Origin of the sequence: Maribellus maritimus (genome assembly GCF_022267315.1) — a bacterium.
Classification (GTDB): domain Bacteria; phylum Bacteroidota; class Bacteroidia; order Bacteroidales; family Prolixibacteraceae; genus Draconibacterium; species Draconibacterium maritimum.
Genome location: NZ_JAIKLE010000010.1, coordinates 108,947 through 131,096, shown reverse-complemented (window position 1 = coordinate 131,096; position 22,150 = coordinate 108,947). Strand labels below are relative to the sequence as shown.

General features: G+C 37.1%; 20 protein-coding genes. 9 read left to right on the top strand and 11 right to left on the bottom strand.

Features of this window, described 5'->3' with window-relative positions; genetic code table 11:
- Genes K5G00_RS11100 through K5G00_RS11090 form a run of 3 tightly spaced genes read left to right on the top strand, consistent with a single transcriptional unit; the run spans window position 1 to window position 1,550 of the window.
- On the top strand, window positions 1-459 hold the full coding sequence (locus tag K5G00_RS11100; RefSeq protein WP_238766231.1) for a hypothetical protein: 459 nt from the start codon (window positions 1-3) through the stop codon (window positions 457-459).
- A gap of 36 nt (window positions 460-495) precedes the next feature.
- Window positions 496-1,077 (top strand): ExbD/TolR family protein, encoded by a 582-nt coding sequence (locus tag K5G00_RS11095; protein WP_238766230.1) that lies wholly within the window; start codon window positions 496-498, stop codon window positions 1,075-1,077.
- Between the two features lie 2 nt (window positions 1,078-1,079).
- Complete coding sequence (locus K5G00_RS11090; RefSeq protein WP_238766229.1) at window positions 1,080-1,550, top strand: ExbD/TolR family protein; 471 nt, start codon at window positions 1,080-1,082, stop codon at window positions 1,548-1,550.
- 73 nt (window positions 1,551-1,623) lie between these two features.
- Here the strand turns inward: K5G00_RS11090 and aspS are convergent, their stop codons facing one another.
- Complete coding sequence (gene aspS / locus K5G00_RS11085; protein WP_317235542.1) at window positions 1,624-3,450, bottom strand: aspartate--tRNA ligase; 1,827 nt, start codon at window positions 3,448-3,450, stop codon at window positions 1,624-1,626.
- 12 nt (window positions 3,451-3,462) lie between these two features.
- Between aspS and K5G00_RS11080 the strand changes: the two genes are divergently transcribed.
- Window positions 3,463-3,906 (top strand): nucleoside deaminase, encoded by a 444-nt coding sequence (locus K5G00_RS11080; RefSeq protein WP_262921333.1) that lies wholly within the window; start codon window positions 3,463-3,465, stop codon window positions 3,904-3,906.
- Here the strand turns inward: K5G00_RS11080 and K5G00_RS11075 are convergent, their stop codons facing one another.
- Both K5G00_RS11075 and aroB read right to left on the bottom strand, forming a co-directional pair.
- Complete coding sequence (locus K5G00_RS11075) at window positions 3,907-5,145, bottom strand: 3-phosphoshikimate 1-carboxyvinyltransferase (RefSeq protein ID WP_238766227.1); 1,239 nt, start codon at window positions 5,143-5,145, stop codon at window positions 3,907-3,909. It abuts the gene before it with no gap.
- An 18-nt stretch (window positions 5,146-5,163) separates the two neighbouring features.
- On the bottom strand, window positions 5,164-6,228 hold the full coding sequence (gene aroB, locus K5G00_RS11070) for a 3-dehydroquinate synthase (protein ID WP_238766226.1): 1,065 nt from the start codon (window positions 6,226-6,228) through the stop codon (window positions 5,164-5,166).
- Between the two features lie 98 nt (window positions 6,229-6,326).
- Here aroB and K5G00_RS11065 point away from each other — a divergent pair, with 98 nt between their 5' ends.
- The 4 genes from K5G00_RS11065 (at window position 6,327) to K5G00_RS11050 (ending at window position 10,304) form a co-directional block, all read left to right on the top strand.
- Window positions 6,327-6,779: a hypothetical protein gene (locus tag K5G00_RS11065; protein ID WP_238766225.1), complete on the top strand. Its 453-nt coding sequence runs from the start codon at window positions 6,327-6,329 to the stop codon at window positions 6,777-6,779.
- Between the two features lie 21 nt (window positions 6,780-6,800).
- Window positions 6,801-7,904, top strand: a complete 1,104-nt coding sequence (dprA, locus tag K5G00_RS11060) for a DNA-processing protein DprA (RefSeq protein WP_238766224.1) — start codon at window positions 6,801-6,803, stop codon at window positions 7,902-7,904.
- A 26-nt stretch (window positions 7,905-7,930) separates the two neighbouring features.
- Window positions 7,931-9,253, top strand: a complete 1,323-nt coding sequence (locus K5G00_RS11055; protein ID WP_238766223.1) for a DEAD/DEAH box helicase — start codon at window positions 7,931-7,933, stop codon at window positions 9,251-9,253.
- Window positions 9,254-9,650: 397 nt separating this feature from the next.
- The gene (locus K5G00_RS11050) at window positions 9,651-10,304 is read left to right on the top strand and encodes an ATP-binding cassette domain-containing protein (protein WP_238766222.1); all 654 of its coding nucleotides are present in this window, start codon (window positions 9,651-9,653) and stop codon (window positions 10,302-10,304) included.
- Here K5G00_RS11050 and K5G00_RS11045 read toward each other — a convergent pair.
- The 8 genes from K5G00_RS11045 to K5G00_RS11010 form a co-directional block, all read right to left on the bottom strand.
- Window positions 10,301-11,386, bottom strand: a complete 1,086-nt coding sequence (locus K5G00_RS11045; RefSeq protein WP_238766221.1) for a DNA alkylation repair protein — start codon at window positions 11,384-11,386, stop codon at window positions 10,301-10,303. The genes K5G00_RS11050 and K5G00_RS11045 overlap by 4 nt on opposite strands.
- A 45-nt stretch (window positions 11,387-11,431) precedes the next feature.
- Window positions 11,432-12,775, bottom strand: a complete 1,344-nt coding sequence (locus K5G00_RS11040) for a 1-acyl-sn-glycerol-3-phosphate acyltransferase (RefSeq protein WP_238766220.1) — start codon at window positions 12,773-12,775, stop codon at window positions 11,432-11,434.
- A 59-nt stretch (window positions 12,776-12,834) separates the two neighbouring features.
- The gene (locus K5G00_RS11035) at window positions 12,835-13,803 is read right to left on the bottom strand and encodes a bile acid:sodium symporter family protein (RefSeq protein ID WP_238766219.1); all 969 of its coding nucleotides are present in this window, start codon (window positions 13,801-13,803) and stop codon (window positions 12,835-12,837) included.
- A 111-nt stretch (window positions 13,804-13,914) separates the two neighbouring features.
- Window positions 13,915-15,069, bottom strand: a complete 1,155-nt coding sequence (locus tag K5G00_RS11030) for an alkaline phosphatase (protein WP_238766218.1) — start codon at window positions 15,067-15,069, stop codon at window positions 13,915-13,917.
- Window positions 15,070-15,155: 86 nt separating this feature from the next.
- The gene (locus tag K5G00_RS11025) at window positions 15,156-19,178 is read right to left on the bottom strand and encodes a PAS domain S-box protein (RefSeq protein ID WP_238766217.1); all 4,023 of its coding nucleotides are present in this window, start codon (window positions 19,176-19,178) and stop codon (window positions 15,156-15,158) included.
- Window positions 19,179-19,480: 302 nt separating this feature from the next.
- Window positions 19,481-20,143 carry an AlbA family DNA-binding domain-containing protein gene (locus tag K5G00_RS11020; protein ID WP_238766216.1) on the bottom strand — a complete coding sequence of 221 codons (663 nt, stop codon included), beginning with the start codon at window positions 20,141-20,143 and terminating at the stop codon, window positions 19,481-19,483.
- Window positions 20,144-20,148: 5 nt separating this feature from the next.
- Window positions 20,149-21,024, bottom strand: a complete 876-nt coding sequence (locus tag K5G00_RS11015; protein ID WP_238766215.1) for a VIT1/CCC1 transporter family protein — start codon at window positions 21,022-21,024, stop codon at window positions 20,149-20,151.
- A gap of 15 nt (window positions 21,025-21,039) precedes the next feature.
- Entirely contained in the window at window positions 21,040-21,486 is a 447-nt protein-coding gene (locus K5G00_RS11010; protein ID WP_238766214.1) for a GNAT family N-acetyltransferase, read from the bottom strand.
- A 124-nt stretch (window positions 21,487-21,610) separates the two neighbouring features.
- Here K5G00_RS11010 and yjjX point away from each other — a divergent pair, with 124 nt between their 5' ends.
- Window positions 21,611-22,150 (top strand): inosine/xanthosine triphosphatase, encoded by a 540-nt coding sequence (gene yjjX / locus K5G00_RS11005; RefSeq protein WP_238766213.1) that lies wholly within the window; start codon window positions 21,611-21,613, stop codon window positions 22,148-22,150.

Here is a 22,150-nt window from a genome sequence, read left to right as displayed (position 1 = left end):
ATGACAAAAACAAATAGATTTGTTACAATACTATTGTGGGTCCTTCTAGTCATTTCTGCAATTCTTGTCGTTTCATTAATGGCAAACATTAGTGAAAACGATCAAGATCCAACAATGGGAAGTTGGATTAATACCAACTTGGTTTGGGCCTACATACTTGTGGCAATTGGTGCCGGTGTAGCTGTAATCTCTGGATTATTGCACATGTTCACCGACAAAAAGGCCGCAAAAGGAGGGTTAATTGCCCTGGCATTTTTTGCAATTGTTGCTGTAATTTCTTACTCTTTGGCTTCTGATGCAATTCCTCAGTTTATAGGAGTTGACAGATTTATCAATGATGGAACATTAACAGCAAGTGTAGCTAAGTTAGTGGATACCGGATTGTACGCGACATACATCTTGCTTGGATTGGCTGTTTTGTCGATTGTATTTTCTTCAGTAACCCGTTTGTTTAAATAATTTTATTTGTGGGAATAAAACAGGAAAAATTAAATTATGGCTAAAAAAACACCTGAAGTACCGGCATCATCATTAGCTGATATCGCTTTTATGCTGCTTATCTTTTTCCTGGTAACAACCACGATGGACGTTGACAGCGGTTTAGAAAGACGTCTTCCTCAATGGGTCGATCCGGATCAAATTGACGAAACACCTCAGATTAATGAGCGTAATATTTTTGTCGTTTTGGTAAACAGAAACAACGACCTACTTGTAGAGGGGGAATATATAAATATTGATGAACTGCGTGACAGGGCGAAAGAGTTTATGGCAAATCCTACCAATGCAGAGAATTTGCCTGAAAAAGAACCCAAAGAAATAGCATACTTCGGTGAAACTATGGTTACGAAAGGTGTAATATCTTTGCGAAACGACCTGGATACCAGATATGGAACATATCTCGCTGTACAAAACGAACTGGTTGCTGCCATTAATGAATTGAGAGATGAATTGGCACGAGAGCATTTCGGAAAACCTTATGATGAGTTGGAAGAAGATCAACAAAGTGCGATTCGCGATATTTATCCTCAAAAGATCTCAGAAGCTGAACCTAAAGGTAAAAATGTAGGAGGAAATTAATTATGAGTAAATTCAGAAAAAAAGGAGGAAAAGAATTACCTCCCATTTCAACAGCATCATTACCTGATATTGTGTTCATGTTGCTATTCTTCTTTATGGTTAGTACAACAATGCGTGAAGTAACGTATAAAGTACAAATACATCTTCCTGAAGCAACAGAATTAAGTAAACTTGAAAAGAAATCATTGGTAAGTTATATCTATGTTGGAGAACCGTTGCGTCAGTACCAAAAAACATTTGGTGTTGCGCCTCGTATCCAGTTGAACGATGAATTTGCTACAGTTGATGATATTCAGGATTACGTTACTGCTGAAAGAGAAGCCAGAGCAGAAGAAGAGAGACCTTTGATGATTACTTCATTGAAAGTAGATGAAAATACTAAAATGGGTATTGTTAATGATATTAAGCAGGAGTTGAGAAAAGCAGCTGCTCTTCACATTAACTATTCATCAAGGAAAAGAGCCGAAAGATAATCTGATTGATTAACAGATATAAAAAATAAAAGGGGACCAAGTGGTTCCCTTTTATTTTTTATGCCACTCTGCACTATTTTTCTTTGGTGTTTAAAATTAAATTTAATTCGTCGAGTTGCTCTTTTGCTATTGGCGCCGGTGCATCGTTCATCACATCTCTACCTGAGTTGTTCTTGGGAAATGCAATCACATCACGAATAGTATCAAGACTGGCAAATAATGAAACCAACCGGTCAAATCCAAAGGCAATTCCTGCATGTGGCGGTGCTCCGTATTTGAATGCGTTCATCAGGAAGCCAAACTGCTCTTCTGCTTGTTTTTTTGTAAATCCGAGCAAGTCAAACATTTTTGATTGTAACTCAGAATCGAAAATACGAACAGAACCGCCACCAATTTCTACACCGTTAATTACAAGGTCGTAAGCATTGGCTCTGACTTTCCCGGGGGCTGTGTCAAGCATTGGAATATCTTCCGGTTTTGGCGAAGTAAACGGATGGTGCATTGCGAAGAAACGCTGTGATTCTTCATCCCATTCCAAAAGAGGGAAGTCAACCACCCAAAGCGGTTTAAATACTTTTTTGTCGCGAAGCCCAAGCTGATTAGCCATTTCAAGACGCAATTCCCCAAGTGCATCTAACATGTGGTTTTTGTCGCCCGACATTACCAAAATTAAATCACCTGCTTCTGCGCCCGTTGTCTCTGCCCACAGTTTCAATTCTTCCTGAGAGTAGAATTTATCGACGGATGATTTGTAGCTTCCGTCAGCATTACATTTTACATAAACCAAACCTTTTGCTCCAATTTGCGGGCGTTTTACCCAGTTGGTAAGGCCATCCAATTGTTTACGTGTATATTCTGCACAGCCTTTGGCACAAATTGCCCCGATGTACTCCGCTGAATCAAAAACGACAAAATCTTTTCCTTTTACAATTTCCGAAATATCGTTGATAAGCATTTCAAAGCGGGTATCAGGTTTATCGGAACCGTATTTTTCCATTGCTTCGGAATAAGGCATCCACGGAAATTCATCAACATCTATATCCAGAACTTCTTTAAACATATAGCGGGTTAAACCTTCAAATGTTTCCAATACATCTTTTTGCTCAACAAACGACATTTCGCAGTCAATCTGAGTAAATTCAGGCTGGCGATCAGCACGTAAATCTTCATCGCGAAAACATTTTACAATCTGATAATATTTGTCGAAGCCGGCAACCATTAAAAGCTGCTTAAACATTTGAGGTGATTGAGGTAAAGCATAAAATTCACCCGGATTCATTCTTGAAGGAACCACAAAATCGCGCGCACCTTCAGGAGTAGATTTAATTAATACCGGAGTTTCAGTTTCAATAAAACCATCGGCATTTAAATAATTACGAATGGCATGGGCCATTTTTGCACGCAATTCCAGATTTTTGCGAACAACTGTTCTGCGTAAATCAAGATAACGGTATTTCATTCGCAGATCGTCACCGCCGTCGGTATCATCCTGGATTGTAAAGGGTGGTACTGCCGACGGGCTTAAAATCTGAATTGATTTCAGCGCAATTTCAACGTCGCCGGTTGCTATATTTTTATTTTTACTCGAGCGTTCCCGGACAGTTCCAATTGCTTGAATCACGAATTCACGCCCCAGTTTCTCTAAATTTTCTGCAACCGACTTGTCTGTGTTTTCGTCAACAACCAACTGTGTAATTCCATAACGATCCCGCAAATCAACAAAAGTCATTGCTCCCAAATCGCGAATTCTTTGCACCCAGCCCGAAAGGGTAACTTCAGTACCTAAATTTTCTATTCTCAGTTCACCACACGTATGAGTTCTGTACATGATACCTTTTTTATAATTTGGTTGCGAAAATAAGAAGATTTTAGCAATTTCATCCTGAATTTTAGCAGCCATTTTAAGAGAAGTATGATTGAACCGTTTAATGATGAGTATTTTATGAAGAAGGCGTTTTCTGAGGCGCTTTTAGCATTTGAAGAGGGAGAGGTTCCCGTTGGCGCAGTGGTGGTTTCAAATCAGAAAATTATTGCTCGCGCGCATAATTTAACAGAAACTTTAAACGATGTTACTGCCCATGCAGAAATGCAGGCGATTACTGCTGCCGCGAATATGTTGGGCGGGAAATATCTGAATGATTGCACTTTGTATGTAACATTGGAACCTTGTGTGATGTGCGCAGGAGCGCTGGGCTGGTCGCAAATAGGGAAGATTGTGTATGGTGCTTCTGATGAAAAAGGAGGTTTTAAAAAGTTTGCGTCAAAAGCCGTACATCCTAAAACCGAAATTGTGACGGGAGTTCTTGGAACTGAATGCGCCGAATTGATGCAGGAATTTTTTCGACAGAAACGTTAATTATTCTTTTGTTGCTATTTCAAAACCAATTGTTTTTAAATCGTTCCAAAATATTGGGTATGATTTTGTTACCACCATCGGGTCTTCAATTCTAAGAGTAAAACCTGCAATTGCCATTGGAGCAAAAGCAAGTGCCATCCGGTGATCGTGATAGGTTTTTATTTCTGGAATTTCTTCTGCTATTGATGAATCAATTGCGCCATTCCATGCTAATTCTCCATGTTCCGGTTCTGTTAACGTTGCCCCAAATTTTGCTAGTTCGTTTTGGAGTGCAAAAATCCGATCAGTTTCTTTAATTTTTAAGGTTTTTAAGCCCGTAAAATGAAATGGAATTTGTTTGGCTACACACAAACAAGCCATGGTTTGCGCAATATCCGGGTTTTCAATAAAATCGAGTTCCAGTTTTGCCGGCTGAATATTTTTAGTTTTTGAAAGTAGAACTCCATTTTCTTTTTGAGTAGAGAAGACTCCAAATTGCTCAAACCAAACTGCAATATTTGCATCGCCCTGTAAACTTTCAAGTTGAAGATTTTCGAGAAAAACTTCTCCTTTTTCCGCTAGCGCAAGAATTTGATACCAGTACGAAGCTCCCGACCAGTCTGCTTCAACAGTAAATTCCATCGGAAAATAGTTTTGCTCAGGCACCGAGATTTCATTTTCTTCCCATTGATATTGAATACCAAATTTCTGCATCAATCTCAGTGTGAGTTCAATGTACGAACCCGAAGTGATGTCGCCAGTCAGTTTTAATGTTAACCCATTTTCAACAGTAGGGGCAATCATTAAAAGTGCTGTAATATATTGACTGGAAATGCTTCCGTCCAGAACAAGTGTTTGTCCTTTTAAATGCGAACCGTAAATTCTCAGTGGCGGGCAATCTTCATTTTCCAAATATTCAATTTTTGCCCCGAGTTGATTTAGCGCGTCAACCAAAATTTTAATCGGGCGCTGTTTCATTCGCTCCGAGCCGGTAACTTCCCATACTCCCACAATTTTTGCCAGAAAAGCAGTAAGAAAACGCATGGCTGTTCCGGCGTGTCCAATGTCAAATGTACTCTTGTTCGAGAGCAAAGCCGAAAACAAAACTTTGGTGTCGTCGCTGTCCGACAGGTTTTTTATCGGATAAGGATTAAAACAAAGCGAGCTGATAATTAAAACACGATTGCTTATACTTTTTGAAGCAGGTAAATTTATAGACCCTGAAATATTTTTTGTGTTGGCTGAAACCTGGTATTTCATTTTTTCTTTTGGCTCCGATTATAAATTTGCGTAATATCTTAAAGCGTCAAAAATCAACTCTTTGTCGCCATTTTGGTTGATTTCAATTTTTCCGACAGCACGAAGAAGCGTAAAGTTTATTCTTCCCGATTCGTTCTTTTTATCGTGTGTCATCAATTCAAAAAGCCGGTCGAAGTCGTTTTCCGAAATTTCGAATTTGCCGTACACTTTTAAAAGCCATCCATTAATCTTATCAAAATCGATTTTTGGGAAATTGCATATTTCTGCCGAAAGAAAAAGTTCCGCAATCATTCCGTAAGCAACAGCGTAACCGTGCAAAATCGGGCGTTTTTGTTCCATTGCAATACTTTCAAAAGCGTGCCCAACGGTGTGTCCGTAATTTAATGCTTTGCGAATATTATTTTCAGTGAGATCGTTGCTTACAAAATATTCCTTCACATTTACTGAATGCCGAATAATTTCCTGCAACAAATCGTAATCAATATTTTCAAAATCAAAAGTTTTTAATTCTTCCAGGTGTTCCGGGCTGTAGATCAAACCATGTTTTATCATTTCAGCAAAACCTGAAATAAAGTTTTCTTTATCGATGGTTTGCAAAAAATCGGTATTGATAATAACTGCCACAGGTTCTTTAAAGGTGCCAACTTCATTTTTTAGTCCGTTAAAATTGATTCCGGTTTTTCCACCAACCGACGCATCAACTTGCGAAAGCAGTGTTGTTGGAACATTGAGAAAATCAATGCCTCGTTTAAAAGTAGTAGCTGCAAAACCTGCTAAATCAGTAAGCATTCCACCACCAATATTAATTAGAAGTGATTTTCTATCGCCTCCGTTTTTGGAGAGGAATTCCCAGATTTTTGCAACAGATTCAATTTTTTTGTTGTTTTCGCCCGAAGGAATTATCACCTTCCGGATTCCTTTTTCCAAAAAGAAATGGTCGAATTTTGATACCCAGAGCTGATTAACTGTTTCTTCTGTAGCCAAAAAAACTTTGCCCTTCGGATACTTTTTTATCCATTCTGAAAGTTCGTTTTCTAACCGACGACTGTAAATTATTTTGGAATAAATTTTTGAATTTCCCATACTTAGCTGCTAAATTGCGGTAAAGTTAAAATATTTTTGGTTTTCCTTTTTGGAAACCGTTTCCGGCACTTTGAATTTTAGAAATTAGATAACGACTCATGAAGATTGAAAATAAAGAACGAATCATCAAGTTGCGTAAGCTTTTTTATATGGTAAGTGTGGTAATTGCGGTTGCTGCGCTGGTTTTGTTTTTGCTTGATTTAACGATTTTGGGGATTGCTGTAGTTGGCGTTTTTGCACTTTGGTTTCTTTATTTTCAGGTTGCTGACCATCAGTACATTTATTTTAGCGATGCAAACAACAAAGTTTTGTTGCGCTACTATAAAGCAATTCGTTTTGGCGGAGGCGAGTATAACTCCATTGAATTTCCACAATACATGCTTCAAAATGCTTATTTTGAAAATTCGATGGCCGGGAAAATGAGCGATCTAACTTTAATCGTAAAAACCAAACGAGGAATGGCAGAGTATCCGTCCGTGAGTCTCACTGCACTTTCAAAAGAGGAAAAAAGGGAATTGCAGCGAGCGCTCAATGCTGTTCTTGGAATATAAATTTAAGCCCTCACAACAAAAATGAACGACAATCTAATCTACAAAATTGCACTTTCTATGATTCCCGGGGTGGGAGGTATACTTGCCCGAAATCTGGTTTCGTATGTTGGTAGTGTGGAAGGTGTTTTTAAACAATCGAAAAAAGCACTTCTGAAAATACCCGGAATTGGAGAAGTGAATGTAAAACGAATAAGCGATAACGAAATTTTTGAACGTGCGGAGAAAGAGCTTAAATTCATTCATGAGGGAAACATTAATTGCTTTTTTTATACTGAAAAAAATTATCCCCGGCGGTTAAAAAATTGTGTTGACGCTCCTGTTTTGATTTATACAAAAGGAAATATGAAATTGGATGAGCAACGTGTAATTTCGATTGTTGGAACCCGGAATGCTACCGACTACGGAAAGCAGGTTTGTGAGGAATTAATTCAACAATTTTCGGAACGTAAATATCCGATTTTAATAGTAAGCGGACTGGCTTACGGAATAGATGTTCACGCGCATAAATCGGCTATGAATTATAATTTGCCAACGGTGGGTGTTGTTGCACACGGATTGGATAAATTATATCCGTCGTTACACAAAGAAATTGCCATGAAAATGTTGGAAAATGGCGGGTTACTCACTGATTTCCCAAGCCAAACAAAGATTGATCCTCCCAATTTTTTGCGTCGAAACCGGATAATTGCGGGCATGGCAGATGCAACAATTGTGGTTGAGTCCGCAGAAAAAGGTGGCGCGCTGGTTACTGCTGATATTGCATTTTCTTATAATCGCGATGTTTTCGCATTTCCGGGCAGGGCGGGCGATACTTATTCAAAAGGATGTAATAAGTTGATTCGAAATAACGGTGCCAGTTTAATTTCCGGGATTGATGACCTTGAGTTTTTTATGGGGTGGGAGATGGACGATAAAGAAAAAGTAGTCCAACCGAGTTTATTTGTTGAGTTGACAAAAGATGAAGAGAAAGTTGTTGATTTGTTAAAAGAGAACAGAGAACTCTTTATTGATCAGATTTCTTCCAAACTTTCAATGCCCGTAAGTCGTGTTTCTGCATTGTTGCTAAATATGGAATTCAAAAATATTTTAAAGGCTTTGCCCGGAAAGATGTATCGATTGAAGTAGTTGCTTGATTTTGTTATTTTTGCGGCATGAAAAGATCTTTTGAAGATTTAAAAATATCGAAAGCCATTTTAAGGTCGCTTGACGAGATTGGTTTTACTGAACCAACTCCTATCCAGAGAAAAGCGATTCCCCGGATTAGTTCGGGAGTAAATGTGGTTGGAATTGCTCAAACCGGAACGGGCAAAACAGCGGCTTATCTTTTGCCTTTGTTTACAAAATTAAAAAAGGCAGAAGGCGTTGATCCGCGAGTGCTAATTATAGTACCAACCCGGGAGCTTTCGATTCAGGTTGGCGAAGATATTGAAGAATTGACAACATATTCCGATTTGAGGCATGCTGCAATTTTTGGAGGAATCGGCTGGACAAAACATGCAGAACTGGTTACACCGGGAATTGATATTTTGGTTGCAACACCGGGCCGGCTCCGGGATTTGTATCGTGCAGGAGTGCTGTCATTGAAAAAAATAAAGTTTCTTGTTATTGATGAAGCCGACCGAATGCTTGATATGGGATTTTTACCACAACTTCGGCAACTTCAGGAGATTCTTCCGGGTAAAAGGCAAAACCTTCTTTTTTCTGCTACCTTCCCGGAAACAGTGGAAAAGATGGCTGAAGAATTTCTGGATCATTACGAAAAAGTGGGAGTAGCTCCGTCGGCAACGCCAGTTGAGCTGGTTACGCAAAAAGCCTATGAAGTTCCGAATTACAGGACGAAGCTGAACCTGATTCAGCATTTGTTGAAAGATGAAGAGACTTTTTCGCGTGTTATTATTTTTGTAAAAACAAAGGAACATGCGGAAGGTGTTTTTAAAGTGATTAAGCGTAAAACTGAGGGGGAAAAGCGAATCTTGCACTCGAACAAAGCGCAGAATACACGTATGAATGCGATAAAGGCTTTCAAAGAAGGGGAAATCAGAATCTTGATTTCTACTGATGTTTCTGCCCGCGGATTGGATGCCAGTTTAGTGAGCCATGTTATTAATTTTGATCTTCCGAATAATTATGACGATTATATTCACCGGATTGGACGAACTGCACGTGCCGGGAACAAAGGAGACGCAATTACCCTGATTGAACCATCAGATGAATGGCATTTTGAAAAAATTCAGGAGCTGATTCGGATGGAAATTCCGAAGGAAGAGGTGCCAGGAGAAGTTACAATTGTAGAAACGGATTTTGAGGAAAAACAAAAACAGCTCCGCGAAATCGATCGACAGCGAAAAATTGATGACCCAACTTACCAGGGAGCCTTTCATGAAAAGAAAAAAAGAATCGGCCCGAAAAAAACGTATGTCGATAAATTTAAACGTACAAAGACACGGCAAAAACGTTCAAAAAGGAGAAGATAACAGAGTTTGTTTAACTTATTTTTAGTTTATATAACACTTTCTAATAAGTTGATAGGGATGCTTTTGGTAACTTTGTATTGTTGCCAAAATTGCTATATCGATTGAGAAAGATTAGATTCTTTATAAATTATTATTTATCGAGCGCATTTGTTAATATTTTGATTTCGGCAGGAGCACTTTCAATCATTTTTGTTTATGGAATTAATCCCTTTGTTTTTGTCTTCTGGTTTAAAATTATGGCACTGCTGTTTGTGTTGTATGCCAATTACACCTTTAAAAAGAATGAGTTTTTTTATTACTTAAATCTGGGAGTCTCAAAAAGACAACTTTGGATTTCCACTTTTTTAATTGATATTTTTTTGTTTTTTATTTTATTAATCCTTGTTTTAAAGGTCAGATGAGTCATATTCTGGAGGCTGATAGTATTATTTTTGAATACGGACAGAAGAGAGTGTTGGCGGATGTCTATTTGCGATGTATAACAGGTGAAACTCTGGGAATTCTTGGCAGAAATGGTTCGGGGAAATCCACGCTTTTACGGATTATTTTTGGCGATCTGCAAACATACAATAAGTCAGTTCGGATAGATGGCCGAGTAATTCATAAAACATATAAAGAGAAAAATCTTATCAGTTATTTACCGCAGTTTAATTTTCTTCCAAAATCAAATTCAATAAAAAGAATCTTTCATCATTTCCAGCTTGACTTTTCAGATTTCCTTAAATACTTCAACCAGTTTGATAGGTATTATAAATCCGGAGTCAACAAGTTGTCTGGAGGAGAAATACGGATTCTTGAATTGTATTTGATTCTCACAAGTCAATCAATGTTTTGTATGCTCGACGAACCGTTTACTCACATCATGCCGGCTCATGTTGAGATTGTTAAAAGTTTAATTCAACGTGAAAAACAAAATAAGGGGATAATGCTGGTTGACCATTATTATAATGACATTCTGGATGTAAGTGACAAAATTATCCTTTTGCACAATGGAACAACAATTCCGGTTAAAGGAAAGTCGGACTTAAAACGATTAGGTTATATTTATTAATCGGCAAGCTGTACTATTTCTTCTGCTTTTACTTCTCCATTTACCACCAGTTGGAATTTATGTTCACCCGGAAAATGTTTTCTGGTTGACATGTTGGCAAACGAATGTTTTTTCTGAATCGGATGAATCCCCGGAGCCAGCAAAACTTCCTTCATTTGAAAAACTTTTGGCGAAGTCTTCCCGGTTTTTTTTACAAAATGAACAATGTATTCCAAACGCACTTTTTGTTTCTTTTTTGTTTTTAGATATAAATTGAAGGAGAACGATATTTCATCACCAATGGCAGGAGAAAGACTTGAAAATTGGAGCTCTTTAATTTGCATTTGTTCCGGATTGGCAAAACCGAAAAGCAGCATGGCCCGTTTGTTGCCCTGCTTTAAAAGTGTTCTGCAAGCATGTTTTATAATCCAGTCGGTGTTTTTTGAATTTCCCTGCCAGCGTTCGCAAATATCCAAAACCAGTCCCGGATGATCTTTGGAAATATCGTTGAGATTATTGGCTACACTTTTTCGTACAAATTCTTCGGAGTCGTCTTTTAGTTTTTCCAGAATGGGAAGAATCAGTGATGGATCTTTTTTTAATGCCGGAACACCGGAAGCCCACGGTAATCTTGGGCGGCAGCCTTCGCTGGCAAATCGGCGTACTTTAAAATCTTCATTGTCAGCCCACGCAAGCATGTATTTCATGGTGCTTTTCAGGTCTTTGTTTAAAAACGGGCGAATACCAAATTCTGAAGAACCACACTTGGTTAGAACTCCCAGTGCCGGAACAGAAATTTCAGGATAGTCGATTCCGTAAACTTCAACATAATCGGGTAAAACAATTGCTTCAAAACCTGTAACTTTAGGTACAATGTTCTGCAGTATTTCAATTGCTTCTGAAAAATCTTCAGGTAAATATTTATGCAAACAAACTGTGGTGTGCCGCATTTTTTCCTTTAATTCTCTGGCAGGCCAATTTTCATCGCAAACCGAAGAAACAAATTTTTCGGAATCAAAAGACGGATATTCTTCTTTTAAAACACGGCCAAACAGTTCAACTTTTTCCAAAGGGAAAAGGATATCTTTTAATTTTTCGGGCATCGGTAGGTAAGTTAAAGTTTGAATATAAAATTAGGTAAAAAAGTTTTAGTCCGGAATTAATTTGTCTAATAGGTTGAAAAGATTTTCCTGTTGCTGAACGATGTTTTGATATTCTTTTTTATTCGTCAGTTTTAACATGACGAAACGTGTTCTTCCAATAATTTTCCGAAGTAAAATATACCATTGAAATGCCAGTTTTCCAGCAAAAGGTAAACTCACAACAAAAATTATTTTCCACAATAAAGAAGGTAGCAGCCAACCCAGCGCCAATATCTCAATAATATAAATTACCGGAAAAAGTACAATGCCGGCAACCAGGAAGAACGAACTCCAAAATGTCCTGTCTTTTACTTTTTTACGAATTAAACGGTCAATCGTAAAATAGGGGATGGCGTTTAGCAAAAAACCATATAGAAAAACCGGTAGTCCCATCAATAATAAGAGGCGGGTTCCAATGATATTTATAAGATTACTTTTTCGTTTTTCAACCACCCAGCTTCTGAGTTTGTGTTTCTTTAAGTTGCGTTGATATTCTTTTACTTGCGAAACGAGTTTTTCTGTTTCTTCTGGTTTTTCAGCCTCCAATTTGTCCAGTTGAGCAACCAGTTTTTGATTCGACTGAAAAAGATTTAACAGCGAATATTTCTTTCCTTGCTTCTTTAAAAAGTGTTTCCCATAAATTTCCCGGATGTTTTCAAAATCAGTATAATATTTTTTGCTGTTAATGTTTAAAATTAATGGCAGAATGGCATCGGAGATAGCTTCTCTCAGTGAAATGGTGGCAGCATTTGGATTGGTTTTGTATTCCTCCAGATAATCTTGTACCGGAATTGGTTTGCCAAAATTTACGAGCACACATCGGTTAAATTTCCAGTAATGATTGTAGTAAATTCCGGTGGGAACAATTTGAATGTCCAAGTTGTATCCGGCCTTTTCTTCCGCCATAAAAACAATTCGTGGGACAGCTTTTTTATGCGCCAGCATTTGGCGTTTCCCGGAATGGGCCGCTTCCGGGAAAAGTGCAAGTGCGCCATTATTTTCCAATACTTTTATTGAATCAGTAAATGTTTGGTCGTTTTTTGCCAGATTCTCTTTCCCGTCGCGCAAACGATACACGGGCATTATTTTCAGAAACCGTAAGATGGCAGCTACTGTTTTCGACTTAAAAATATCAGCTCTGGCCAACCAAACGGGCTGAAAACGGGTATGGAGAAGTACCGCCATCGGATCGCTGAGTGCGTTCTGATGGTTTGGGGCAAAAAGAATTGGTTTGTTTTGAGGAATTTTTTCTTTTCCGTTGGTGGTTATTTTTTTGTGAATCAACCAATCAGCAAATGTCACATATTGCTTTAAGCACCAATACCCTAACGACCATTTTTCGTACTTCATTTAATAAATTCCGCAGTTAAGTTCTGTTATTCGTTTTGATTTAGCAAAACTACAAAAATTTACCCGTTTGAAGTGGCTGGCTGTGTTAATGGCTTTTTAGACCAAATCGTAGAAATTGCCAACCCACTGATAATATGCCATACGCCCCACCAGGCTGCAATAATTGTCATTCCTCCTAACTCAAGTTCGGGAGGAAATATTTTGGGATTAAACATCAAAACCAAAGCTAGTCCTGAGTTCTGAATACCTGTTTCCAATGAAATTGTTCTCCTGTCGACCCTTGGTAAACGAAACAGGGTTGCAATTGAAAAGCCTGTTCCCAAAGCAATCGCATTGTGGATAAGAACGATTATAAATACGAGGTGAATGAATTTCATAAAATGGTCGAAATTTGCAGATAGTAAGATGACTACAAATGCAATAAAGATTATAATTGAAAGCTGTCTGATAGGTTTTTTAATCCTGGCAGTAAAACGGGGAAGATATTGTGAAAACAATACTCCCAATACAACCGGGATACCTAATAAAACAACTACAGTTTGTACCATCTGGGAAAAATCTATTTCGATAGGAACAAGATAATTCCCTGCGCCTGCTGAGGCATTGTATTGGTTTAAATATATTTTCCCCCAGATGGCGAAGTTTAATGGCGTCATAAATGTTGCTGCCAGTGTCGCAACTGCTGTTAAACTTACCGATAATGCAACATTCCCTTTTGCCAGCGCACTCATAAAATTCGAAATGTTGCCGCCGGGGCACGATGCTATAAGTATCATACCCAAAGCTACTGTGGGGGTTGGGTTTAATATCAAAATAAAAGCCAAAGTAACAAGAGGCAGCAGTAAGAATTGAGATAAGACTCCCACTAAAGCCGATTTGGGTTTCATAATGACATCCTTAAAATGTTGGAGTTTGATGTCGAGCGCTACACCAAACATAATAAATGCAATGGTAACATTTAAAGCAAATAAACCAGATTGGGAAAAATTTAGTCTAACATTATCAAGAACTTCCAATGCCTCTCTCATAAGTCTGAATTTGAAAGTTTGAAAATATAAAAACTATTTAAAAAAGCAATAAAAAAGCCGGAGTCAGGTAATCCTGATTCCGGCTTTTTTATTTTGTAAATGGCTAATAATCTATTTATTGAGTAATAGTTTCTCCATTTTTTTATTTACATCTGTATTTTTCATAATTCCACCAAATTCTTCAGCTCCCGGGCCATATGCGAAAACAGGAACCATAACTGCGGTATGCCCCCCCAGCGGATAATCGGCTTTTACCATGCCGGTTTCAAAATCACCACCGGTAATCGCCATTCCCCCAGTTTCATGGTCGGCAGTTACAACCACAAGAGTTTCTCCGTTTTTTGATGCAAAATCAAGGGCTTTTCCTACAACTTTGTCGAAGTCAAGCATATCTTCCACAATATAAATTGTACTTCCGGCATGGCCACCCCAATCTATCTGAGATCCTTCAACCATTAAAAAGAAACCTTTTTTGTTGTTACTTAAAATATTGATGGCTGTTTCTGTCGAAACGGGTAACATATCTTTACGATGTTCAAGTCTTCCGGCATCGCCTTCTTCAGTTAACCCAACGAGTTTACCCTCTTTTACCTTTTTGATATTTTCGATATCCTCTTCAAATTGATACCCTTTTTGTTTGAGTTCTTCCACCAGATTCCTCCCGTCTTTTCGTTGGGTGAAATGAGCTTTACCACCTCCGATAAAAACGTCAATATCGGTTTTCAAAAAATCATCAGCAATTTCTTCATACATATTTCTGTTTGGCTGATGTGCTATGAACGATGCAGGAGTTGCATGGGTTATTGTTGAGGTAGAAACTAGTCCCGTTGCAAGTCCTTTTTCTTCTGCTTTTTCCAAAATCGTTTTTATCGGTTTTTTTTCTGTGTCAACGCCAATGGCTCCGTTATAGGTTCTGACTCCTGTTGAAAGGGCAGTTCCTCCGGCAGCCGAATCGGTAATAAAATCAGATGCCGATTGTGTTTGAGAGAAACCGATGTGTTTAAAATTGTCGAGAAAAAGCCGACCGTGGTTTGCTGTTATACCGGAAAAAACCTGGGCAACTCCCATCCCGTCTCCTATGAGAAAAATAACGTTTTTAGGTTTTTTTGCTTTAAACGTTTGGGGGTAAGTTTTTACTTCATACTTTTCTCCCCCAACATAGGTCTTTTCTACATCTTCTGCCTCAGCATCCATATAAGCGTCCTGGGCAAAAATATTTAATCCAAAGGCCAGTAAAAATACCAGCAGCGATAATCTTTTAAGCATAATTTAACTGTTTATTTTGAATTAGTAAAAATAGTAAGTTAAAAGTATTTGAGAAATTAATTTTCAGTAACAATACAATTAGTAGACTAAAAATGTTTTTTTATTAACGAAATAAGTTTATCCTTATCTATAGGTTTTGAGATATAACTGTTACATCCGGTTTCCAGTGTTTTTGCCCTGTCTCCTTCAAGCGCGTACGCCGTTTGGGCAATTATTACTATATCCGAATTTATTTCTCTAATTCTTTTAATGGCTTCAAAACCATCCATGTCAGGCATTTTTATATCCATTAGAATCAGGTCAATATCTGAATTTTTTTTGAAGAGATTCACTGCCTCCAACCCTGTTTTTGCTCTGTGCACTTGTTTTGCATAATTTTTCAAAAGAAGAGAAAGGTGAAGAAAACTGGTTTCATCATCTTCTGCTATCAATATATTTAGCTTTTTTAGTCTTTCTTTAATATTGGCAGAAGTTTTATCCGGCTTTTTTTCCTTTTTTTTCTGTTTTTTCGAAATTTCTGGAAGTACTATTGTAAATAGTGTACCAACTCCAATTTTTGAATGTACATGTATTTCACCTCCCAACATTTCAACATAAGCCTTTGTTATGGATAACCCCAATCCGGAACCTTCAAAAGCTCTGGAATCTCCGATGTCGGCTTGAACAAAACGATCAAAAATGGCAGACTGTCTTTCTTCCGGAATACCAATTCCCGTGTCTTTTACGTAAAATATCAGATTGTGATTTCTTTTTTCCAATCCAATTTCAATAAATCCTCTGTCCGTATATTTGATTGCATTTTTTACAACGTTGATTATAATAGAACTTATTTTTGAAAGGTCGGTTTCGAAATACTTTTCTTTTTCTGACAGTTTGTCCTTCAGGAGTAAAGTTAAGCCTTTCTTGTTTGCTTCAGTGGTAAAAAAATTATATTGATTTTCAACTTCTTCTTTTAAGTTGACATTCTTTAAAAATAGTTCGACCTGTCCTGTTTCGATTTTTGAGATGTCAATTAAATCATTGATTGTATTTAGCATACGATTTCCACTTTGCAGAATAATATCAATGAAGCGTTGTTTTTCTTCACCGGTTAATCCGGGTTCGTTTAATAAACTTGTAAATCCAAGGATACCATTCATAGGCGTTCTGATCTCATGGCTCATATTAGCAAGAAAAGCTGATTTGAGCCTGTCTGCTCCCTCTGCTTTTTCTTTTGCCTTGATTAGTTCATTTTCATATAGTTTGACAGAGGTTATGTCGGCGAGTAAGACAGCTACAAAACCAGGCCTTGGGCTAAATGCATTAATCAGATAGTATTTATTTATTGATTTATCGAAATATTCTTGTTGTACATTCTTACCTGTTTTGGAAATTTTATCCAAAAAAGAAATCCATTTTTTTTCGGGTTTTCCAAATATTTCAAAAATATCTTTGCCAATATGTTTCGCCAATTCCCTTTGTGTAATCTTTTCGTAAGCAGGATTTACTTTTACGAATTTAAAACTGATTGCTTTACCATTTTCATCATAAATTAGCTCATGAAGCGCAAAACCCTGATGCATATTTTCAAATAACAACCTGAAATCTTGTTCTTTACTTTCAGCAAGTGCTTTCGCTTTTTTTAAGTCTTCAATGTATTTGACTCGTTCTGTAATATTGCGTATTATTGCGAGATTTCCAATCCATTCTCCTTTTGCATTAAATAGCTTCGTTCCAAAAGTTTCTCCCGGGAAAATGGTGTTGTTTGCGCTTTTATAATTAGTAATGTAGTAGTACTTTTTGTTTTGAACTTTATTTCCAAATGTTTTTAATCCCACATCATTGTATATGTCATTATTGGCATAAAATAATTTTGCATTTTTTCCTATTATGTTGTCCTTTGTTAAACCAAATGTTTTTTTTACACCTTCGTTAACCAGCCCTATGTTTCTTTCTGTGTCAGTAATTACAATTGCATCTTCGATCGCGTTAAACATATTTTCAAAAAGAAGTTTTTGCTCAATTAACTCATTCTCTGTTTCTTTGTATTCGGTAATATCCTGTACAACTCCGTATAATTCGATTGTGTCTTCTTTCTCTTTTTTGTTTAAAAAACCTTTTGTTCTGGTCCAAACGATTTTGTTGTCGCGACGTATTATGCGTACTTGAATGTCGTAATTTATATTTTTTCTTATTAAAAGTTGTATTGAATTATGAAAGAGGTCCCAATCTTCGGGATGAACATATTTTTTTTGTTCTTTATAGGTTATTTCTCCTTCTTCAATAGGGATTCCGTAGATTTTAAACATTTCGTCGGACCAGTGTGCTTTTTGCGTTTTTAAATCAACATTCCAGTAAGCCAGTTTCGCAATGTTTTGTGAGAGTAAAAATTGTTTGTTGAGAGTTAAAATGTGGCTTTCGTGTTTTTTCCTTTCACTAATGTCTTCTCCTGAACTTAACGTGCCGGTTATTTTTCCAGAAGGGGCTGTTAAAACGGTGTTGTGCCAAAGAATAGTTTTTTTATCCCCTGTTATTGTGATTATTTCCGATTCGAAAGTTGAATTATTTGATGCATTGTTTTGTAATGTGTCTTCAAATATTTTTTCCAGTTCTTCTTTTGATTTCGGAGGTACACATTTTGAAAACCAGTTTTCTCCTATTAGCTCATCCTTCTCATAGCCCAGAAGTTTTTCGCCGCTCTCATTAATCATTAAAATTTTCCCTTCAATATCGAGCGATAAAACTATTTCGGCTGCTAAATCAAGGTATTTCTCAACGGTTTCTTTGCTTTTGTTTAGTTCTTTTTCTTTTTGAACTAATTGCTGTATCACCGTTTTTAATTGTTGATTGGTTGTTTCTAACTGTTTTTCTCTGTTATTAAGTTTTCGGTCAAGTTCCCGTTGTTTCTCTTCTGCAAGCTTTCTGTCTGTGATGTCCTGAAGAATTCCGTAAAAACGTACACATTTGTTATTTTTCATCTGGGGGATACCTATCGAATTCGTCCATCGAAGGTTTCCTTTTGCTGTTTTCATTAAAAGCTCCAGGTTATACATCTTGCCATGCTCAATCGCATTTTTCGCTGCATTTTTTATCGTTTCGCGTGATTCTGGCTCGAAAAAGTCTAGTGCTTCGTTTACCGTTGGTACGTAATCATCTGATACTTCGTGAATTTTTCTGGTAGTCTCTGTCCATTCAATAATACTCGTGTCGAGGTATACTTCCCAACCTCCGATCTTGGCAATATCTGCTGTTTTATTTAACAGAGAACTCTGTTTCTGAAGTTTTTCCTCTGCAACTATCCGCTTGGTAACTTCAAGGAAGGTAGAACAAACGCCAATGATTTTTTTGTTGTTTTTTGAAAATCTTGGAACAGAGCTTATTATGGTCCAAATATAATTGTTTTCAGTTGGTTTATTTATACCGATTAAAACATTTTCAACTTTTTCACCTGTTCGAAATACCACCGCAGATGGAAAATCTTTTTCAAGGAGAGCGTTTTTGTCTTCATCGACAACTTTCCAGTCGATATCTCTCAAATTTGCACTTTTCATCTTTTCCTCGCTGATGCCGAATATTTTTTGAGCAGCCGGATTTGCTGAAATAATTTTTCCTGTTTTGTCCTGATAGATTACTCCCTGAGTAAGAGTTTCGTTAAGATGCTGAAATTTGGATTTACTTTCTTGTAATGCTTTTGCAGTTTGTTTAAGTTTTATTTGATTTTCAGTGGCGCGGCAAATCCGTTTTAGCTTTTCTACTAAAATAGGAAGGAAGCTGGAATTTTTTACAACATAATCATGTGCCCCAAGACGCAGCATGCTGACAATTTTTTTTTCGCTGTTCTTTGCAGCGAGCATTATCAAATTGGGAGTTTTTTTGTGGGTTTTTTCCAGTTTTTCTATTAACAACTCTGCTGAAAAGTCTGGCAAGTTAAAATCAAGCAGAAGGATTTCTTTATCTTTTCCCTGTATTTCCGACAATGCTTCTTGACCGGAAAATGTAACAACCGTTTGAAAACCTTCGTTCGTTAAATAGTGATTTATTTTATTGTTGAGGCTTTTGTCATGTTCGATAATTATAATATTGAATGTTTGATAATGAATATATTCTTTCTGACGGTTGTGAATTCCCATAAGTTTTTTTAACTAAAAATTATAATATCACCATTAAACCAAAAGATTATGTTTTTTTGTTGTACTAATTTTGTAAACTCAAGATTGATTTTAATTTTTGAGGAAAAGATACGTATTTTTAAGCTAAATCGTATTAGATAAATTTATTTGGGACTACGTTGTTTCAACGAAGCAGACGAAAGCTGTTTTTGCTGCTAAAAATTTTCTGAAATTCTGCCGGGACGCATAGTCCTGCGAAAAAGTTTTTTTCAGAAGTTTTGAGCACAGGTATATATGATGTTTGTTGTATTTCAAAGATGTAGTTATTCAAATTTTTGTAATTTGTCTTCTCCAACTTCCGTGTTAAGAAAGAAGTAAGTTCCTTCTCTGTTTGTATTCATTCGAATTACATCCATAACTACAAAGTTGCTTAAAATTTCTTCTGCTTTTCGCCTTGAAATATGGGCAAGTCTCATAAATTTAGAAAAGGTTATTTGTTCATTCTTTTTAAGATACTCAACCAGAAATTTTTCATCTTCAGAATATGTGAAATAAATTCCTTTCAGGCTGTTTTGTTTTTTCCATACTTCAATTTGTATCTTATGGGCAAGGACATTTTCGTCTTTCATCCGCACATAGGCCAGCCATTTTCCACTTTCATCCTTTGCAAAATGAGGTCTGTCCTCACTTGAATCAATGCCAATTTCCAGAACTGTTTTTCCTTCTACCTGCCATTGTTTGGTTGAGAAGTTGATGGCTGGATTACTATAAATTTTAGCCGCCGCTTCCACCATGTAAAATTCTTCATCGGTACGTATTCCCGCTATTTTGCCATTGTCTTTTACACCAATCAGCAAACGTCCGCCATCGGTGTTGGCGAAAGCGACCAGCGATTTTGCAATTTTTTTTGAGTCGTTAATACAGTATTTAAAATCCTGCTGCTGATGCTCCCCCTCTTCAATTAATTTATGTAAGTAAATACTCAATGTTTTTAAACTTCAATTCCAAAAATTACACGCGCCAGATAACCTAATCCAAATGAGATTAAACCAACCACTGTACTTAGAACAATCATTTCTAAAAAACGTTTTTTAAACGACTGATCGTTGGCCACCGAAATGTAATAACTAAAAATAAATACTACAAAAACAGAATCAAGAACTGCCCACGCTAAGCTCAAAAATGGTGAGTCAAGCATAAAATAGGGAACCACCAGGAAAATTACCGCAAAAACATAAGCTATTCCTGTAAAGATAGCCGATTTGACTGCGCCGTCTTCTTTTCCTTCCGATTTGTTTGAGAGGTATTCAGAGGATGCCATTGAAAGAGCTCCTGCAATTCCTGCAATAACTCCCGTCAAAGCTACCAGACGATTGTTCTGAAGAGCAAATGTTAAACCGGCTAACGTTCCCAAAATTTCAACCAGAGCATCATTTAGTCCCAAAACAATTGAGCCGATGTATTTTAACTGGTCTTCATCAATTAATGCAATAAGTTCCTTTTCGTGGTCGTTTTCTTCTTTGCTTATTTGAATAGCTTCGGGAATTTCTTTTCCAATCTGTTTGTAATTGATTTGTGCCCTTTCTTCACCGCGCTCCATCAGTTTCAGTCCGAATGTTAATCCAAAAATACGCGCAAGCCAGAAATATTTGCTTATGTCCCATCGACTTGGACTTACTTCCCGGCCACTGTATTTTTTCCATATTTCATAGTGCCTCTTTTCGTCGTCAGCAATTTTGCTTAAAATCTTTCTATTTGATTTGTTTTTGGCTTTTTGAGCTAACTTTTTATAGGTGTAATATTCAGTTATTTCAGCACGCTGCGCTTTAATAATCTGATTCCTTACAAGCGGTGTTAACGATTTCATAATGGTTTTATGGTTTTATTTTAGCCATTCGAAAGTTGTATAATGCTCCGGGTTCATTCCCAGTTTTTTATATGTTTTGTGTGCAGAGATGTTGGACTTCTCAGCATACAATCGTATTCCTTTAAGCTTTTCGTCTTCAAGAACTTTGTGTTTAAGATAAGAATACATATTTCTGTATACTCCTTTTCTTCTGAAATCGGGTTTTATATAAACCGACTGAATCCACAATACAGTTCCATTTCTCCAGTCACTCCATTCATAGGTAGTTAAGAGCGATCCAATAATTTCGTCATTAACTTCAGTAACATAATATCTGCCTTTGCTTGCATCGTTCAAAACTGCTTTAACTCCAAGTTCAACTGTCGGGAGGTGCAATTCAATTCCTTCCGTTTCTTTCGCCATTGCAATTTGAAAATTGACAATTGAAAAAATGTCCTCTGGTTTTGCTTCTCTAATTATCATCTTTCAAAAATAGTAAATACCACCGATTCATGACGCGTTATTCTTCAATCCCATTTCTAATTTATATTTTTAGCCCCTGATTTTTTTGATTCATTTTAATCATCAAATAACACTAAAGAAACGAATGAGTTTAAACGAAAAAAAAATAAAAATTGTTGTAGCCTCTGAAAACCCGGTAAAAATTAATGCAGTAAAAGAAGGATTTTTAGTTTTTTATTCGGCGATTGAAGTTGAAAGTATTAAGGTGGGATCAGGAGTGCCAGACCAACCTGTCAGCGATTTGGAAACAAAACTTGGGGCTCATAACCGAGCTGTTGGTGCTAAACAAAAAATTCCTGATGCTAATTTCTGGGTTGGAATTGAAGGTGGAATCGAGCACTCGGAGAAAGGCACAACCGCATTTGCCTGGATTGTTGTTTTATCGGAAAATGGAAGTGGTGAAGCCAGAACGACAACTTTTCTTTTGCCTCCTGCGATAGCTAATTTAGTAAAAAACGGAAGAGAGTTGGGAGCAGCAATTGACGTTGTTTTTAACAGAGAGAATTCAAAACAAAAGCAGGGGGCAGTGGGCTTGCTCACAAAAAATGAAATCAGCCGGACACAACTGTATATCCAGGCTGTGCAACTGGCTTTAATTCCTTTTATTAATCCCGATTTATTTTAG

What these genes read in the sequence shown, in the direction of transcription:
- K5G00_RS11065 (WP_238766225.1), top strand. Translation starts at nt 6,327, where the DNA reads ATGAAGATTGAAAATAAAGAACGAATCATCAAGTTGCGTAAGCTTTTT.
- K5G00_RS11010 (WP_238766214.1), bottom strand. Translation starts at nt 21,486, where the DNA reads ATGATAATTAGAGAAGCAAAACCAGAGGACATTTTTTCAATTGTCAAT.
- K5G00_RS11080 (WP_262921333.1), top strand. Translation starts at nt 3,463, where the DNA reads ATGATTGAACCGTTTAATGATGAGTATTTTATGAAGAAGGCGTTTTCT.
- K5G00_RS11015 (WP_238766215.1), bottom strand. Translation starts at nt 21,024, where the DNA reads ATGAAATCGTTAACACCGCTTGTAAGGAATCAGATTATTAAAGCGCAG.
- aspS (WP_317235542.1), bottom strand. Translation starts at nt 3,450, where the DNA reads ATGGCTGCTAAAATTCAGGATGAAATTGCTAAAATCTTCTTATTTTCG.
- yjjX (WP_238766213.1), top strand. Translation starts at nt 21,611, where the DNA reads ATGAGTTTAAACGAAAAAAAAATAAAAATTGTTGTAGCCTCTGAAAAC.
- K5G00_RS11050 (WP_238766222.1), top strand. Translation starts at nt 9,651, where the DNA reads ATGAGTCATATTCTGGAGGCTGATAGTATTATTTTTGAATACGGACAG.
- K5G00_RS11095 (WP_238766230.1), top strand. Translation starts at nt 496, where the DNA reads ATGGCTAAAAAAACACCTGAAGTACCGGCATCATCATTAGCTGATATC.
- K5G00_RS11090 (WP_238766229.1), top strand. Translation starts at nt 1,080, where the DNA reads ATGAGTAAATTCAGAAAAAAAGGAGGAAAAGAATTACCTCCCATTTCA.
- K5G00_RS11100 (WP_238766231.1), top strand. Translation starts at nt 1, where the DNA reads ATGACAAAAACAAATAGATTTGTTACAATACTATTGTGGGTCCTTCTA.
- K5G00_RS11045 (WP_238766221.1), bottom strand. Translation starts at nt 11,386, where the DNA reads ATGCCCGAAAAATTAAAAGATATCCTTTTCCCTTTGGAAAAAGTTGAA.
- dprA (WP_238766224.1), top strand. Translation starts at nt 6,801, where the DNA reads ATGAACGACAATCTAATCTACAAAATTGCACTTTCTATGATTCCCGGG.
- K5G00_RS11035 (WP_238766219.1), bottom strand. Translation starts at nt 13,803, where the DNA reads ATGAGAGAGGCATTGGAAGTTCTTGATAATGTTAGACTAAATTTTTCC.
- aroB (WP_238766226.1), bottom strand. Translation starts at nt 6,228, where the DNA reads ATGGGAAATTCAAAAATTTATTCCAAAATAATTTACAGTCGTCGGTTA.
- K5G00_RS11025 (WP_238766217.1), bottom strand. Translation starts at nt 19,178, where the DNA reads ATGGGAATTCACAACCGTCAGAAAGAATATATTCATTATCAAACATTC.
- K5G00_RS11030 (WP_238766218.1), bottom strand. Translation starts at nt 15,069, where the DNA reads ATGCTTAAAAGATTATCGCTGCTGGTATTTTTACTGGCCTTTGGATTA.
- K5G00_RS11075 (WP_238766227.1), bottom strand. Translation starts at nt 5,145, where the DNA reads ATGAAATACCAGGTTTCAGCCAACACAAAAAATATTTCAGGGTCTATA.
- K5G00_RS11055 (WP_238766223.1), top strand. Translation starts at nt 7,931, where the DNA reads ATGAAAAGATCTTTTGAAGATTTAAAAATATCGAAAGCCATTTTAAGG.
- K5G00_RS11040 (WP_238766220.1), bottom strand. Translation starts at nt 12,775, where the DNA reads ATGAAGTACGAAAAATGGTCGTTAGGGTATTGGTGCTTAAAGCAATAT.